Source organism: Paenibacillus sp. NEAU-GSW1, from assembly GCF_009737085.1.
GTDB lineage: Bacteria > Bacillota > Bacilli > Paenibacillales > Paenibacillaceae > Pristimantibacillus.
Genome location: NZ_WOVL01000002.1, coordinates 184673 through 199708 on the forward strand (window position 1 = coordinate 184673; position 15036 = coordinate 199708).

The window sequence follows — 15036 nt, forward strand, 5'->3', positions numbered from 1 at the left end:
GCCAGCCCCTTTGCCTCTTCCCTTATTCCGAGTCCGATTGTTCAGGAATATCCTGGAATAAGTTCTCGGAAATCATTCCGTCTCGCATAATGGCAGCCTGCACATTTACAGACACGTCTGCCTTGGCGAATTCTTCATCCCAATGCGACTTCACTTTCTTGAATGCTTGATAACGGCTGCGCTTCATTTCCTCACCGAACCCGAATATATCGACGGCGTATTTCTTCTGAACCTTGGCAACCGTTGCTTCGATATGGCTCTGGATATCCTTCTCCGTCAGCTTCCGGATTTGTTCAAATCCGGACATTTTGTTCAGCATGATCGATTTGCATTGGTTCTCGCTTACGGCCCCTTCGACATGGATGCTGATTTTGATCTTGGGGCGATTATCGGCATAATTGACGTCCAGGCGCGTCCTGGACCTCCCGATTCGCACTTGCGCATATTGGTCGTCGCCGCACTGTAACGTTAAGGACGTGTTCTTGATCCGATCCTGGGTCCATAGCAAATTCCGCGTTTCTTCTGTATTCAAAAACCCGAGCAGCTTCGCTCCGCGCATGACCGCTGTCCCGTCTATTATCAATTCAGTGGACCTGTCCGTGTTCGTCCCTGCGTCCAACGACTGCTGCTGCTCCGACGGATTCTCAATCGTAACGGACGACATTACCGGCTGCCGGCCTTCCGACGTGACTGCCGCAATGAATTGCTTCAAATTCGTATTGGGCGAGCCTCCCCAGTTCGCTTCAACGGAGTCGAGACCCATTCTTACTTTCACCGCCGATACTCGGTTCTCCGGGAAATAGAGCTTCGTAAATTCCGCTGCGCCTACTCGATGAGCGGCAACCAGTTGAATATCGTTGCGAATGTCCTTCATCGATTCAAGAAACTCGAAAAAGAGGAGCCCCTTGTCCGTCGCAAGCAGATTGGCATCCAGAATGAGCAGCATCATATGGCTTAGCTCGAGCTTGCGGGAAGTTTTTCGCTCTATTCGGCTGAAAGCTTCATCCATCGTATTTCCTTCCGCATCCATGGAATAGGTTGGGCTGTTTCCTTTGGCGCGAGAGGATGCAAACTCCAGCGCATTAATGACCTGCAAATAAACATGATAATTGGCTTGCTCGCCGGGAGTCACGGACATGCTGCTTACAATAATGTACTCGTTAGCCGAGCGCATGTCCCAGCAGCCCGTTACAAACAAACTGAATATGCAAACGATAAGCATTCGAACGGCCTGTCCAGCATAATTCCTGCTCATCTCGACGGATCCTCGTTATTAAGCGAAAGCCGTATCAGCATATCCTTCTGCTGCTTCCCTCGAAACGGAGCGAACGGCTTAAGATAAGGAACGCCAAACGAGTGCAAGCTCGTCAAATGGATGACTAGGGCAGCCGTGCCTAAGAATACGCCGTATATGCCTAGTATCGAGCTAAGCAACAGCATGCCGAATCGGATGATTCGAGCCGTACTGCTGAATTCATAGTGAGGCGTGACCAGCCCGCATAACTCTGTCGAAGCTACCACGATCAATATCATGCTTGATACGATACCGGCCTGGACAGCCGCTTCGCCGAGTATGATCGCACCCGCGAGCGGAACCGCTTGGCCGATATTTTTCGGCACTCGTGTCCCTGCCTCCCTAAGCACCTCAAAGATGAGCGTCATCGCAACAAGCATAAAGCCGGTCGGAAAAGGCGAGCCCTGCTCTTGCCCGCTAATAGAGTAAAGCAAGGCCGTCGGAATGATCTGCGAGTGATAATTGATAACGCAAAGATATAACGCGGGCAGAAACAAAGAGAGCATAAACGCAATATGCCGCAGCAGCCGAATCATATTGGCAAAAACGGGCAGCACATAATAGTCGCCCGCAGATATGAAGAAATTTCCGTATACCGCCGGTCCGATGAGCACGAATGGACTGCCGTCCACAATGACAGCACAGTGGCCCTCCACCAGCAAGGAAGCTACCGCGTCCGGTCTTTCTATATCGAGCACCGTCGGGAAAAACCAGGAGCCCTTGTCTTTAATCAGCTCCTCCACATTTCCGGAATCATAGATCGCTTTCACTTGGATTGCCTTCAATCGCGATCGGAGTTCGGCCACCAGGGACGGGGGAGCCGCATTCTCCAAGTACACTAAACTCATTGAAGTTCCGGTCTCATCTCCTGCTGTGAACGGCTCGATCCGAAGAAGCGGATTTCGCAGCCGCCGCCTAATCAGTGAGATATTCGTATCTATCGCTTCCGTGAATGCATCGTCGGACCCGCGGTTGACGCGCTGCGACTTCGATTCTTCAATCGCTCGAACCGCCGCGCCGCCAATTTCGATGCACAACGCTTTATCTACCCCCTCGGCCAGCAGAATCGCGTCGCCAGCCAGCATTCGCTCGGCTGCTTCTCGAACGGTTGCTGCGTAAACAAAGGGCAGTACCCCCAGCCTTTCTTGCCTCAACTGCTCCAGTTGCTGAAATTGGAGAGGAATGTTCCCTTCCGAACTCTCTTCCATAAGCGGAATGAGCAGCTTATCCGACATCGTCTTGTGATCGCTCAACGTTTTGAGCATGCATATAAATCCGTTGGCCGTACCGATTCGAATTGCCGCGGCTTGAAAATCAGGCGGATTGCCGAACAGCTCGCGCAATTGAACCATGGTTTGCTCAGAATCTGTGCCGAGCGCGGCAGTTAAGCCGCTCTCTTCCTTGCGTTCCCTCCATCCTGCTTTCATCGCGATTCCCCTTTCTTAACGTTGTCCGGCTCTTTTCACGCTCAGAATGACGAACATGGCTAACGGAATGATGAACTGCATCGGAATATGGATGAAAAACGGAGTGAACGTTAGTCCTTCAAGTGTATGCTCCGCAAATGTATCTGCTATTTTGATCGAAAAAATAGCCGTTAAGCATGCAACAGGAAATGCCGCTGTGCGATAGCTCACCCGAAACAAATGCTCAATGCCTTTAAGCGCGCCGAACAGAAACAGCGACACTTTCACAAGTATGGTAATGAACATGACAAAGACAACGATCATCTCCATCCGTTCGAAAAAATAACCGAATGAAACGTCGCGCACCGTAACGAGAAACGGGAAATTCGCGCGCTCCTTCATCTGCACGCCAAGCGATATCGTCTCCATAACTGCAGCAATGGTCAGAATCAAGCCGGATACGCCGATCGCGAAAATGGATGCTTTCCCCCGTCGGAAAGCCGGCGCTAAATATTTCATAAAAACGAGACAAATAATCAACTCGCCGAAAGGAAACGTAATCAGTGTCGGGAAGATAGCGGATAAGCTGGGCATCAGTCCGTCCCCCAGCACCGGCTTCAAATAATAAAACTGATAATCCCGGTCGATCAGAATCAATAGGAACAGGACGAGTGTAATGCCTATGATAACGGGGAAAAAGAATTCGGCCGTTCTTACGATAACGCCGAAACCTAGCCAGATCATGTAAGCAATGATGATCGAGATTGAGAATGCAAGCACTTCGACCGGTGTATTTTCAAGTACGGCGCTCATTAACAGCTCAAGAAAATCCCGCATGACCCTCGCCGCGTCATATAGAAAATAGATGACGTACATCGCTATAACAAAGCTTCCCAGCCAACGCCCAAACGATAATCGAACAAGCTCGAACAAGTCATGCGACGGCTGTTTGTCATGCAGCTTTCGATAAAAGACAAATATCCCCGCACCTATGACAGTAGCTGCTGCAATCGAAATCCAGGCGTCTTGCCTGGCCGACGATCCTACATTCATGACGATGGCGCTTCCCAGTTCGAACAATAGGATGACAGCAAACAGCTGTACGGGCGAGACTTGAAATTTTGCCTCCCTCATTCTTCCGTCTCCCATCGATTAGTTTTGCTTGCGTGAAGCGTGACGGCGCCAGTCCATCCATAGGCAATAGGACAAGCCAATGATAAAGATGGCGATTTGGAAATGTGTGCCGTTTACCGGAAATGCAGTTGCCTCATTCTTCTCCAATCCGATCGTATCAATCAGATAGACGAGCGCGTACAAGACACAAGTAATCATGAAAAAAACAGCTGTAAGCATATGGCTTCATCTCTCTTTCATGGAAAATGTTGTTCGCTACATTGTCCCTCAACAGATCGTCGTTTATGCAATTTTTTATATGGTTTGCCGATGCCGAGTCTCGAATGTGATATACTATCAACAAAACTTTTGCAAAGAAGGGTCCGCATGAATTCCAATCAGACACCCGAACAAAGCGCCTCGCGCGGCCGTCCGAGAAGCATGGAAGTGCATGACCGCATCCTTGATGCGACGCTCGCCTCGCTCGCGGAAGTCGGAGTCGAGAAGCTCAGCATCGAAATGGTCGCCCAGCGCGCGGGCGTAGGCAAGACATCCATCTACCGGCGATGGGCCAATAAAGAAGCTTTGATTGTCGATTCTCTCGAGCGGCTGAAGCCAAGTTTGAATACGGCTGTTCAAGGAGAGCTTCCTGACGCCATCCTCGAGTTGGCCCGAAGCTTCGCCAACCGAATGAACAACCCTCTCGGCAGACAAATGCTGTCCTTGCTAGTGTCTACGTTATCCGGCAGCACACAAATTTCGGAATCGTATTGGGAAAACCATTCCTTGCCGACAACGAAGGAAATATCGACTCTGCTGGAGAGCTATCGCCAATCGGAACAGCTTCGAGATGACGCGGATCTGGATCTCGTCTCTGAATTTATGATCGCCTTCGTCATGTACCAATTGCTGTTCAAATCGCATTCGAACGATCTGGAACAGCAATTAAAACCCGGCATTAATATTCTGTTGAACGGAATAAAACGCAAATAGTCGAAACCTCGCTGCAAGACGGCGAGGTTTTATATTGACAATATACGATACGATGATGTATCGTATCGTATATAAACCAAAGCAAGGGAGATAATGGATATGAACAAAGCGGCTAAATCCATCCTCATTACCGGCGGCAATGCCGGGTTAGGCTATGCTTGTGCCCAGGCGATCGCGGCGTCCGATTCAAATCTGCATCTAATTATCGCATCAAGGAACCGACAACGAGTAGAGACTGCGGTTCGGCAGCTTATTCAGAAAACCGGGAACGCCAATATCAGCGCGATGGTGCTGGATCTGGCGTCATTGGAATCCATTCGGCAATTTGCCGCTCGGCTGCCGCTTGCGGGCTTACCGCCCTTGCATGCTATCGTCTGCAATGCGGGCGTTCAGAATGTGCAAGGCACTCAGACGACCGATGACGGCATCGAGGCGACTTTCGGCATCAATCATTTAGGCCATTTTTTGCTCGTCAGACTGTTGCTCGATCAGCTTGCGGAAAACGGACGCATTATCGTCGTCAGCAGCGACGCCCACGATATCCGCACGAAAACCGGAATGCCAGCGCCAAGGTACTTTCATCCCTCAACGATGGCCGACCCGGCTCAGATCGACAAAGCGCTCTCCGGCCTATCGCCTTTGGAGCAAGGCCGCATCCGCTATACGACGTCAAAACTCGCCAACCTCTATTTCACCTACGAACTCTCCCGCCTTTTACAGCAAGCGAATCGCGCCATCGCTATCAACGCTTTCAATCCTGGCATGATGCCGGGCAAAGACTCCTCGCTTCCTAGAGAATACAGCCCTCTTATTCGATTTGTATGGAACCACGTACTGCCTCTTACACGTTTTTTCCGTGAAGGCATCCGCTCGACCAAGCAATCCGGCGCCGATCTTGCCAACTTGACGCTGCGCAGCCCGCTTGTCAGCGGCACCTACTGGGACGGCTCCAAGGAGATCCCTTCGTCCGAAGAATCGTATAGTCGGGACCGCGCGGCGGAATTGTGGCGTTGGAGCTCCGCGAAAGTCAACATGGGGATTGATCTGTAGTTGAATTCCTTCCAAATTTAACAAGGGGCCATCCTTCTCAGGAGGGCTCTTTGTCTCTTTGTCTCTATGCGTTTTGCATAATCACATCAACGTTTCCACCGCATCAATGACGGCTTTCGGATGATGGTGGGGAATCATATGGGCTGCATCCTTCAACACGATAAGCGTACTATTGGGCAGCTCGGCATGCAGCTGATAACTATGCAATTGAGTTGGAAATGGATCCTTCTCCCCTACCACAATTACAGCGGGTGTTTGAATGCTTTTATAATGAGCACTGAGCCGATCGGCCGCCGGGACAAAAGCGAGAACATCCTCCCGATTCGCTCTAAACTGAGAAGGCCTAAGCCAGAAAGACAACGCTTCTTTTTCGTAGTCCAGAGGAACTTGCTCAGGCGCAAACGTTGCTTTCAGCATGCTGCGCGCCATCATTCTCCCTACGGTTGCCAATAGCGTCGCCATCACAATATCTCCGATAATAGGAGCGGTAACGATTTTTGAGATCGGATCCCCCTTCTCTGCAGGATACCCTTCCTTATACATCCCCCCGCCTAAAACAACAATTCCCGACAGATCGTCAGCGTGCTGCATAGCATAAGAAAGCACCATTAATCCGCTCCATGAATGGCCGACAAGAATCGGTTTCTCCACCCCTATTTTCTTTAACGCCAAATGGAGCAATTCAGCTTGCCGTTCCGGAGTAAGCCTAAGCTTCTTAGGGCGATCACTATAGCCGTAGCCGGGACGGTCAAACGCTAATACCCGGTATCCCTTTGACACTGCAATATCCATGACCTGGGTAAAATCACTCCCCTGTAACACCCCGCCATGCAATAATACGATGGCTCTGCCCTTGCCGCGGTCATGATAATGAAGACGTACCCCCTCTACACTTACAAACTTGCCTGCAGGAGGGTAGATTCTTTTTACTCTTTTAATCGCGCTTATCGTGTATACGTATAACCCTAATAAAACAGCTAAGCAAGCGTACAGATAGATGAATCCCATTTTCGCTCAACCCTTTCAATAGATCATTTAGGCATTGTTAACATACTAATGAGTATGTTAATGCTATAAAAAAGACTCCATCTCACTCGTTCGATGAAGCCTTTATTACACTATTATCACTTACCGACAGACCATTCCAGAGCAGCAATGCGGCGTCTCTAGAGAATCTCTCGATTGACAGTTCCTTAGGTGCCAGTGACCATGAGAGCAGCAAACCGTTAATCACCGTTTGAATGTACACGGCCAATGAATGAGGGTCAATATCGTTTCGAATAACCTTTTGCTGCTGTAAAATCCGAAAGATTTCTGATACTTGGCTATAAAAATTTTCAAAAATCTTTCTTATTTGCTCTCTAATCAATGGATCGCGGCTGGTTGCATAAAACTCGAAAAACAACATCGGTGTATCCGAAGGAAGACACCCTTCCACTTGGCCTTGCATCCATTCCATTAAAGCCTTCACACGATCTTCCTTGCGGATCATCGCCTCCACCTGGCTAGGAAGCATTTGCGCTTGAATGGCCATATTTCTCTCGCAAATGGCCAAATATAAATCACTCTTGTTATTGAAATGCCAGTAGACCACGCTTTTCGTTTGTCCCGCTTCGGCTGCTACTTGATCCATTGTCGCCCCCGCATATCCATGCTTGGCGAATACCCGAATCGCGGCATCTAAAACGCGAGTACGAGTATCTGCGTAGCTGTGCCCTTGCTCTTCTCGCCTTTCAACAAGCAGCTCCCTCATATTTTCCTTATTGCCAAGATGCCTTCGAACCGTCGTCCAATGAACGCCTGCCAGCTTTGCAATATCGACATATCCAATTTGGTCAGTCGGCCGCTCCGACACTAGCTTTAACGCAGCTTGCATTATGATATCGTTTTTTTTCACAGCAGCCCCGCCTGTCATCTACATACTAATAGGTATGCTATTATAATATTTAATTTGGATCATATTGTCAATTTTAAATGGGGTGCCTTCCGGCACCCCCCTTTTTTACATATGATTATATTCAAAAAGCAGATTATTAAGCCGATCGAAATTTTGCTCATTAGCTTCGACACAATAGCTTTTGGACCGCTCGAACACTGCTGATTGCATGAACAACTGGCGAAAAGTCACTTTTGTTCCTCCATCTAGCTCCTCAAAAGTGGCCGTTACCTGAAATTCGGGTGTATCCAAATGGTTAAGTACGATGCGCTCTTGAGGAATGATCTCCTCAAACACAATGCGATTCGGATAATCACTGGCCGGATGGCGAGAACAAACCGATTTGATCGTAAAATCGCAACGTTCGTATGGTAAGCCCCGTAATATGCGAAAGCTCCCCTACCTTCCAATCTCGTTTCATAGCAACTCCCTCGTTAGCGCTAACGGTACCATCAATATAAAAGATGACGTAACGTAAGGTGCAATATCCTTTCTCTTAATCTTTAACATGGTACACATATTTGTGGATCGAACAGTATGGTTGAAAACCAAGTCTCTTATAAATAGCTAGTCCTTCTTCAGAGGCTGTTAGAATGGCAATGCGATATCCTGCTCGCTTAGCTTCTTTCAGCGCATAAGCTGTCATCGCGGTTCCTATTCCGCGATTTCTAGCTTCCGGCTGCGTAACTACATGGTGGATGGCCGCCACCCCTGCTGCAAGAAACAGCATAACCGTAGCTGCCGGTTTGCCGTTTAAGTACCCGATAAAATAGTGGCAAGGTTCTCCCCAGCCTAATTGCAAATGAACTTGCTGTGTCAGAGCAATATAGTCGGGTGCTCCGAATGCCCATACCCTTACCCAGTCTTTGAGCATCTCTTCGTCGACTGCTTTTTTTATCGTAAAATCAGCAGGCATTGGCATGTCTTCGGCTTCAAAAGCGTCCATATCCAGCGCCATGCCGGGCTCGGTTTCATCAAACTGAAATCCGGCTGCAACAAGATGCTGATCCAGATTGGCAGGATGCGACGATGGGCCTAACTGCCAAATAAACGACAGCTTTCTTTTTTCATATTCAGCAATAACATGATCTACGAGACGGCGTAAGTCAGAACTTGATGGAAAACGGCTCCTAAACACACCGTTATAAAAATAAATCGGCACGCCGGACGCGATCCATAGCAAGTCCTCACGATCATGCAGAACAGCGCCGGGCAACCGGGAAAGAAAATGAGGGTAAGCACACAAACTGTTTTCTATCGCGCGAATCATGGATTCACGGGAGGTATCCTTTACGATAGGGCTGTTTAGTTTGAACATATCAATCTCTCCTTATTTACTCAAATAAAAAAGGCAAAGAACGAGACATATATCCCCATTCCTTGCCTAGGCATAATGATATACTCGGTTCTTAACTAGATAAGAGGCCATTGATGCAACACAAATAAACGTCCGCTTTGACGCTACCATCGCATCGGAAACCCCTTTTATTCAATTCACTAGTTAAGAACAACTACAGACACTAAACAACCACCCATTCGATAATTTCCTTTATTTTACCATTGCGCATTAAGTTTGCAAAGATGTTCTTGTCACAACATACGACGGGCCACCGCGCATCTAATAGAAAGATTCCTTTCCGTCCCTAAAATCCGATATATAGCTCTGCCTTACAGCGTTGCACTTATGAAAAAGAGGCTGCCCCTGTCGGAACAGCCCCTTCATATTTTATGGACGCAAGACCTCTGTCGGATCGATATAGACTCCTTCCTTGATGACGGAGAAATGGAGGTGCGATCCCGTTGCTTGTCCCGTGCTGCCCATTAAACCGATCAGATCGCCGGATTTCACCTGTTGTCCTTCAACCGACTTCAGCTCCGAAAGATGCCGATATTCGGTCGTCCAGCTATTATTATGCTTGATGACGACGGTCATCCCATTAACGGGGACGTATTCGGCTTTGATGACAACACCCTCTGCCGCCGCATAAACCGGCGTTCCTTTTTTATTTACCAGATCAATGCCGTCATGAAGCTTCTCTTTCCCAGATACGGGATGGATCCGGATTCCGAAAGGTACCGTAACTTTGCCGGCCGCCGGCATACTAAACGAAAGAGGCTCTGAAGTTGGCTTTTCCAATACTTGCGGAGCAGACGATGCCTGTTCAGATGGCGGCACTTCATTGGAATTTCCAGTCTCCTCCTTGCCAGCCGCGAATGCAGAAGGCAGAAGCAGCAAAGCAGCAATGACTATGATGGTCAGCCCCAGAATGGATATCCGAGACTTTGCCGGTTTAAAGTCTTTGATCATTGTAATTCTCCTCGCCATTTGATTTTTATAACCGGAAAATCCTACCCCCGCGGACGCCTGCCTGCGCGAAACGCTAATCTCCAACACTTTGACGATACAGGACGCATACGATTCTTTGAGCTCCGCCCGGGTCAGCACAGAAGCGTCGCAAGCTTCTTCTTGATCAATACGCAGGCGATGCAGCGCATACCAGATCGCAGGATTGAACCAATGTAATGCGGCCAACAGCGCAAATGCCGTATTCACGATAACATCCCGTCTTTTGAAATGCGTCAGCTCATGCCTGAAGATACATTCCCAATCCGACTCGTCCAACCGTCCCGCTAAATGCATCGGAATTAATACGGTCGGCCTGAACAATCCGAACAACGTCGGCGTATTTACCGAGTCCGTTAACCTTAAAGCGATGCTTCTGCGAATCCCCATCTGACTACGGACATGCAAATACAACGATTGTACATGGCTTGGAACCTGAACTTCGACATGAACGCGTGTTGCGAATAAGGCTGCTAAATAACTTGATCCTATTGAAACAACAACTGCTGCAACACCTATCAGCCATACCCATGCCGCAAGCTGCAGGAACATCTTGTTGCCAGCTTCTTGTTGAGGCCATTTATTCGCAGCATTAACAAGCTCGCCGGACTGGAATGCTTGAGATTGAGCTTCTTTGTTGGCGGAGCTCATAGAGATGTCCCATTGATCAACGATAGGCATATGCACTTCTACTTTTTCGGGGAACCGCAGCCAATGCAGCTCTTTCTCCAAATCGCCAGGCATCCAAGGGAGAATCAATTTCGCAATAAGCAGCATCCATAGTGCGTACCGCCACCCCGAAGTCAGCTTACCGCGCAGCAATCTGATCAGAAGCAATAATACTCCGACCATTAAAGCGGCTTCCAGAGAGGAGATCAGCGTTCGTTCGAATAACTGGACCCCGATCGTCATCGCTTACTTCTCCTTCTCTTGCAGCATAGCTTTAAGTTCCTGGATATCCTCGGGGGACAGGCTTTCATGCTCCAAAAAATGCGCCATCATCGGCTTAAGGGATCCGCCGTAAATGCGCTTGAGAAAGGATCTGCTTTCCTCCCGCAGACACTCCGCTTCCCCGACCAACGGGTAGTAAGCAAATTCACGGTTTTCCTTGATGCTGCCTAGTGCCTTCTTCTGTACAAGCCGGCTGATTAACGTCTTCACCGTTCTCGGCTTCCATGTCTTGCTTCCGCTTAATCGCTCAATGATCTGCGCAGCGGTCAGCGGCGAAGCATTCCATACGACCCTCATGACGTCCCATTCCGAATCCGAAATATTAGGCAGATTGTTCATTCAATAGCCTCCCGAAACCCAAGCTTTATTTTGCTTTGATTCAAACACACTTAATCGACTACAAGTGTAATCCTCTTCCTAAGATTACACTTGTAGTCTTATATTGTCAATATATTCCTCGCAGCTAAATCTATTAAATTACGAACAAAATTACCGAATTCCGATTTACAGAGTCATCGCAGATGAAAATTAGAGAGCTTCGGGCCAGAAGCGACATTAATGGCAACGACTTAATTAAAGCGAAGGCGCAATAGCAAGAGCCGCCGGCAGCACCGGCGGCTCTTGCTATTGCTTACAAACAGTTGTCACCATTCAATCACCTTTAACTCCGGCCACTTGCTTCTCCACTTCTCTACTTTCTGATCATATACATCCTCAGTAATCAGCTTTTTGTTTGGCCGCAACGTAAGGGTGAACAGATCCTCCAGCCCGAAGGGAGCGTAAATGCGATAATCGCCATTTTGCTCGACGCGCGCCCCCAAAGCAGTAGCCGTTGTCGGCCATGTTGAAATGGCCTCTTCAAGCGACCGATATGGATTCAGCTTGATGCCAAACTTGGATTCGTACCAAAGATGGACCCTTGCTTGATTTTTAACATCAACAGGAAACGGAATATCATTAAAGCTCAAGGACGCTTTTTTTATCCATTTGTCCTCCTCTTCAAAGCTGAGATTGGCTGCATCGAAATATACAAGGTCAATATCCGATATGCCGTACGTTAAAGGCCGTCCGGTCAAATGGTTCCATACCGTCTGCGTAATACATCCAGCCCCAACAAAATACGTCCCAAGCTCCAAAGCTTTAGATCGATGAAGAGTCTCCCTAAGAAATTCGCTGCGTTCCATAATTAAAATCAGCTGATGTCTATCATTATCCAACTTGACGGTTCCACTCCTTCAAATTCATCCTCTTGCCTTCCCATTATTTGATTTTGAACGTCAGCGCGCCGAAACGGCGGACGAGCAGAAAAGCCGCAAGCATATAAAAAAGCAGCAAACCGACCGTAATGAAGGCCAGCGTCGAAAGCGACGGTCGCATGACGATCGCCACCCCGCACAATGCGGACAGAATCATATTCACGATAAAAAACAGCGGGTTTTTCGCATCCATTTCTGTCGTATAGGGCTGCAGCAAGTAATACAGCGATAAATGATGGACCGAAAGCAACATCGCCAGCGAGAGCAGCACCGTCCATAATGCAGCCAGATCGCCCGCAGCAGGCAGCACTCCGGCAATCGTTGCAGCCAGCGTTAATACGGCGCCAATCGTTGCCGCAAGCAATACGTTCATGCCAGACAGTCTAACAAGCCTTATCGCAAAATGCTTCCATGCCGCTTGCCGGTAAAAGCCGTAACGCATGAGCGGCATGTCGCAATTATAGAACATCGCCCGGCACAGCTTCTCGCCGACATATAGGTTGTAGGCAAAGAAAGGCAGAAACGGTGCAAGATCAGCTACCGACCAGCCGTTCCCCGAATCAAGAAGCAGAAGGACAACACAAGCTAAAGCGCCCGCTCCAGCGCATAGCATCAGCCGGTTCAGCAGCGGCTTTCGCACAAGGCGGCGATGACGGCGGAAGAACAGACGATTCAAATAGCCATAGCCGTGCGATCCTGTTGCCTGACCAACAGAATCGAGCTCTTCTTCCTTATAGTCTTCAGCCTTTGTCGCCACTTGAGCTTTCTTCGAATCGGCAATGAACTGACCGATATTGAGCAGCGGATCATCCCGTTTCGTCGCCGACTCTACCGCTTCCGGGTAACGCTTATATTGCGCCAGCAGCACTGCAGATACAGTGCCTGCCGCTATAACCGGGAGCGCAATCGGCCATGAAAGCAGCAACAATCCGTAAGCCGGTGAAATGTCGAGCAGCGGCGGCACGTAAGCCAGCGCCCCGCCGCCGAGAATGCTCAGCCAGACAATGGCGTTATTCCGGGTTATCGCTTTGCCGATGCGTTCGAACAGCTTCAGATGAAGCCACTCCGCAAGCAGACGCCATGCCGTAAGAACCGCAGCGGCAAGCGCGCCGTCCAGCGCCGTCCCGCCAACCAGCGGCAAGAATACCATCAGCGCGGCCAAAAAGGACAAGAAAAACGTAATATAGCGATAAGACAGTGTCGCTTTCATATAAATCGTCGCCGGAACGCGCAGCAGCTTCACGGCGACATACTTGTCTCGTTTCGGCTCCAGCACCCGCGCATTCCAGATGCATGCCGTCAGAAAACTAAGCGGCAGCAGCATGGCGAGAAACAGCTGGAGCGGATCTTTAGCCGGCGCGTCCTCATGCATAGCCATTGTAGGCAGGAACAGCATCAGCCCCAAATAAATCATTTTGTTGGCTGCGGCCCACAGCAATTGCACGATCAACACGATAATGGCAGCTGCCCGTTTCCAATCTGAGCCCCCATACAGAGACTCCGGTATCGTACGGCCGACAAGCGGCAAACGGCGCAAATAATAGATCGTCCTATTCAGAAAGGAAGAGACCGATACGTCCAGCAGCAGTCGATACGCCTTAAGCATGGGTCGGATCATCCTTCAGCAGTTCGATCACCTCGCGCTCGAACTCCGGGCTGTGCAGCAGCTCGGAGGGCACCGAGGATAACCGGCCCTTGTTCAACACGACCAATTCATCGCACAAATCAGTCGCCAGCTGCAAAATATGCGTAGAAAAGATCAGGATATGATCGCTTTTCATTTCACGCAGCATATTTTTCATTTCAAGCGCTACAATGACGTCGAATGACGTGAGCGGCTCGTCCAGCAAAATGACCGGCGGCTTGGATATAAGGAAAAGCAGCATTTGCAGCTTGTTCTTCATGCCATGGGAATAGCCCTTAATGAGACGATGCCGATCCTCCTTGCTCATCCGCATCCGATCGAACCATTCATCGATGGGCGCATCCTTCCGCTGCATGCTCGGATTCGCTTCCAGAAAGAACTGCACGAATTCATAACCGGTCAGAAACTCCGGCAGAATGGGCATGGAATAGACATACCCGACATCGGTGTCTGTTAATTCCCTCTTAACGCCGTCTTGCTCCAGCCACGCCTTGCCGCTGTCCAGCGGAATTTCCCGGCTCAAGCCGTTAAACAGCGTCGTTTTACCCGCGCCGTTACGGCCGAGCAGCCCGTAAATTTTCCCCTTCTCGAACCGATACTCGGCTCCTTGAAGCACCTTTTTCTCGTCAAAGGTTTTAACGATCTGATCTAAAATAAGCTGCAATTCGTAACCTCCCGAACGATTTATTTTCCATTTCGTCCCTTATGCATACGGATTTTATACGAATCGCCCTTTATAAAAGTTGCGTTCGCCGCTCGTCGCCGGACTGGTGTTTGTACTACTAATCTATCCCTCTTGTTGGACCTGCAGCTATAATAAGAATGCAGTTCATGTATAAAATAGGAGGCTGTTCTTTATGGTTTTTTACGAGGATTTACGAATGGTACTCCGGCAAAGGCCCGATTGACGAAATGTACGCCTATATCGAAAATCTCATAATAGAGCAATCCGACTTGGATAAAATTACGGAATTATGCTTTGACGGAGGCAATGAAGCGTATTTTTAGTGGATTAGCATGGTTAAGCCCGCAGTGCTCGAACCGATGA

16 protein-coding genes and 1 pseudogene are annotated in these 15036 nt (G+C 49.1%); 3 read left to right on the forward strand and 14 right to left on the reverse strand.

Features of this window, described 5'->3' with window-relative positions:
• Positions 1–22: 22 nt before the first annotated feature.
• From GOM71_RS01985 to GOM71_RS02000, 4 genes are read right to left on the reverse strand one after another with little or no spacing between them, the layout of a single operon-like run.
• Complete coding sequence (locus tag GOM71_RS01985) at positions 23–1255, reverse strand: Ger(x)C family spore germination protein (RefSeq protein ID WP_156277945.1); 1233 nt, start codon at positions 1253–1255, stop codon at positions 23–25.
• The gene (locus GOM71_RS01990; RefSeq protein ID WP_156277947.1) at positions 1252–2721 is read right to left on the reverse strand and encodes a spore germination protein; all 1470 of its coding nucleotides are present in this window, start codon (positions 2719–2721) and stop codon (positions 1252–1254) included. The genes GOM71_RS01985 and GOM71_RS01990 overlap by 4 nt, the downstream gene beginning before the upstream one ends.
• A 15-nt stretch (positions 2722–2736) precedes the next feature.
• Positions 2737–3834, reverse strand: a complete 1098-nt coding sequence (locus GOM71_RS01995) for a GerAB/ArcD/ProY family transporter (RefSeq protein WP_173275078.1) — start codon at positions 3832–3834, stop codon at positions 2737–2739.
• 18 nt (positions 3835–3852) lie between these two features.
• On the reverse strand, positions 3853–4032 hold the full coding sequence (locus GOM71_RS02000; protein ID WP_216651690.1) for a hypothetical protein: 180 nt from the start codon (positions 4030–4032) through the stop codon (positions 3853–3855).
• Between the two features lie 168 nt (positions 4033–4200).
• On the opposite strand from GOM71_RS02000, the gene GOM71_RS02005 reads away from it, so the two are divergent.
• Positions 4201–4806: a TetR/AcrR family transcriptional regulator gene (locus GOM71_RS02005; RefSeq protein WP_156277953.1), complete on the forward strand. Its 606-nt coding sequence runs from the start codon at positions 4201–4203 to the stop codon at positions 4804–4806.
• A gap of 99 nt (positions 4807–4905) precedes the next feature.
• Positions 4906–5856: an SDR family NAD(P)-dependent oxidoreductase gene (locus GOM71_RS02010; RefSeq protein WP_156277955.1), complete on the forward strand. Its 951-nt coding sequence runs from the start codon at positions 4906–4908 to the stop codon at positions 5854–5856.
• 81 nt (positions 5857–5937) lie between these two features.
• On the opposite strand, the gene GOM71_RS02015 is transcribed toward GOM71_RS02010, so the two are convergent.
• The 10 genes and pseudogenes from GOM71_RS02015 to GOM71_RS02060 all read right to left on the reverse strand — a co-directional run bounded on the left by GOM71_RS02015 (position 5938) and on the right by GOM71_RS02060 (position 14652).
• On the reverse strand, positions 5938–6864 hold the full coding sequence (locus GOM71_RS02015; RefSeq protein ID WP_156277957.1) for an alpha/beta fold hydrolase: 927 nt from the start codon (positions 6862–6864) through the stop codon (positions 5938–5940).
• Positions 6865–6946: 82 nt separating this feature from the next.
• Positions 6947–7753, reverse strand: a complete 807-nt coding sequence (locus GOM71_RS02020) for a TetR family transcriptional regulator (RefSeq protein WP_367649429.1) — start codon at positions 7751–7753, stop codon at positions 6947–6949.
• Positions 7754–7858: 105 nt separating this feature from the next.
• The gene (locus GOM71_RS24800) at positions 7859–8089 is read right to left on the reverse strand and encodes an SRPBCC domain-containing protein (protein ID WP_367649430.1); all 231 of its coding nucleotides are present in this window, start codon (positions 8087–8089) and stop codon (positions 7859–7861) included.
• 19 nt (positions 8090–8108) lie between these two features.
• Positions 8109–8213 (reverse strand): annotated as a pseudogene (locus GOM71_RS02030) (MerR family DNA-binding transcriptional regulator); the annotation flags it as partial.
• 75 nt (positions 8214–8288) lie between these two features.
• A complete protein-coding gene (locus GOM71_RS02035) occupies positions 8289–9110 on the reverse strand; it encodes a GNAT family N-acetyltransferase (RefSeq protein WP_156277961.1) in 822 nt (273 codons plus the stop codon).
• A 408-nt stretch (positions 9111–9518) separates the two neighbouring features.
• The gene (locus GOM71_RS02040) at positions 9519–11048 is read right to left on the reverse strand and encodes a M23/M56 family metallopeptidase (RefSeq protein WP_156277963.1); all 1530 of its coding nucleotides are present in this window, start codon (positions 11046–11048) and stop codon (positions 9519–9521) included.
• 3 nt (positions 11049–11051) lie between these two features.
• On the reverse strand, positions 11052–11426 hold the full coding sequence (locus GOM71_RS02045) for a BlaI/MecI/CopY family transcriptional regulator (RefSeq protein WP_156277965.1): 375 nt from the start codon (positions 11424–11426) through the stop codon (positions 11052–11054).
• Positions 11427–11731: 305 nt separating this feature from the next.
• The gene (locus GOM71_RS02050; RefSeq protein WP_156277967.1) at positions 11732–12304 is read right to left on the reverse strand and encodes a nucleotidyltransferase family protein; all 573 of its coding nucleotides are present in this window, start codon (positions 12302–12304) and stop codon (positions 11732–11734) included.
• Between the two features lie 43 nt (positions 12305–12347).
• The gene (locus GOM71_RS02055; protein ID WP_216651691.1) at positions 12348–13961 is read right to left on the reverse strand and encodes a hypothetical protein; all 1614 of its coding nucleotides are present in this window, start codon (positions 13959–13961) and stop codon (positions 12348–12350) included.
• Complete coding sequence (locus GOM71_RS02060; protein ID WP_156277973.1) at positions 13942–14652, reverse strand: ABC transporter ATP-binding protein; 711 nt, start codon at positions 14650–14652, stop codon at positions 13942–13944. The genes GOM71_RS02055 and GOM71_RS02060 overlap by 20 nt, the downstream gene beginning before the upstream one ends.
• 167 nt (positions 14653–14819) lie before the next feature.
• On the opposite strand from GOM71_RS02060, the gene GOM71_RS02065 reads away from it, so the two are divergent.
• The gene (locus GOM71_RS02065) at positions 14820–14996 is read left to right on the forward strand and encodes a DUF6892 domain-containing protein (RefSeq protein WP_156277979.1); all 177 of its coding nucleotides are present in this window, start codon (positions 14820–14822) and stop codon (positions 14994–14996) included.
• Positions 14997–15036 lie beyond the last annotated feature (40 nt).

Coding starts and splice junctions, on each gene's coding strand:
- GOM71_RS01985 (WP_156277945.1), bottom strand. CDS start 1,255: ATGAGCAGGAATTATGCTGGACAGGCCGTTCGAATGCTTATCGTTTGC.
- GOM71_RS01990 (WP_156277947.1), bottom strand. CDS start 2,721: ATGAAAGCAGGATGGAGGGAACGCAAGGAAGAGAGCGGCTTAACTGCC.
- GOM71_RS01995 (WP_173275078.1), bottom strand. CDS start 3,834: ATGAGGGAGGCAAAATTTCAAGTCTCGCCCGTACAGCTGTTTGCTGTC.
- GOM71_RS02000 (WP_216651690.1), bottom strand. CDS start 4,032: ATGATTACTTGTGTCTTGTACGCGCTCGTCTATCTGATTGATACGATC.
- GOM71_RS02005 (WP_156277953.1), top strand. CDS start 4,201: ATGAATTCCAATCAGACACCCGAACAAAGCGCCTCGCGCGGCCGTCCG.
- GOM71_RS02010 (WP_156277955.1), top strand. CDS start 4,906: ATGAACAAAGCGGCTAAATCCATCCTCATTACCGGCGGCAATGCCGGG.
- GOM71_RS02015 (WP_156277957.1), bottom strand. CDS start 6,864: ATGGGATTCATCTATCTGTACGCTTGCTTAGCTGTTTTATTAGGGTTA.
- GOM71_RS02035 (WP_156277961.1), bottom strand. CDS start 9,110: ATGTTCAAACTAAACAGCCCTATCGTAAAGGATACCTCCCGTGAATCC.
- GOM71_RS02040 (WP_156277963.1), bottom strand. CDS start 11,048: ATGACGATCGGGGTCCAGTTATTCGAACGAACGCTGATCTCCTCTCTG.
- GOM71_RS02045 (WP_156277965.1), bottom strand. CDS start 11,426: ATGAACAATCTGCCTAATATTTCGGATTCGGAATGGGACGTCATGAGG.
- GOM71_RS02055 (WP_216651691.1), bottom strand. CDS start 13,961: ATGATCCGACCCATGCTTAAGGCGTATCGACTGCTGCTGGACGTATCG.
- GOM71_RS02065 (WP_156277979.1), top strand. CDS start 14,820: ATGTATAAAATAGGAGGCTGTTCTTTATGGTTTTTTACGAGGATTTAC.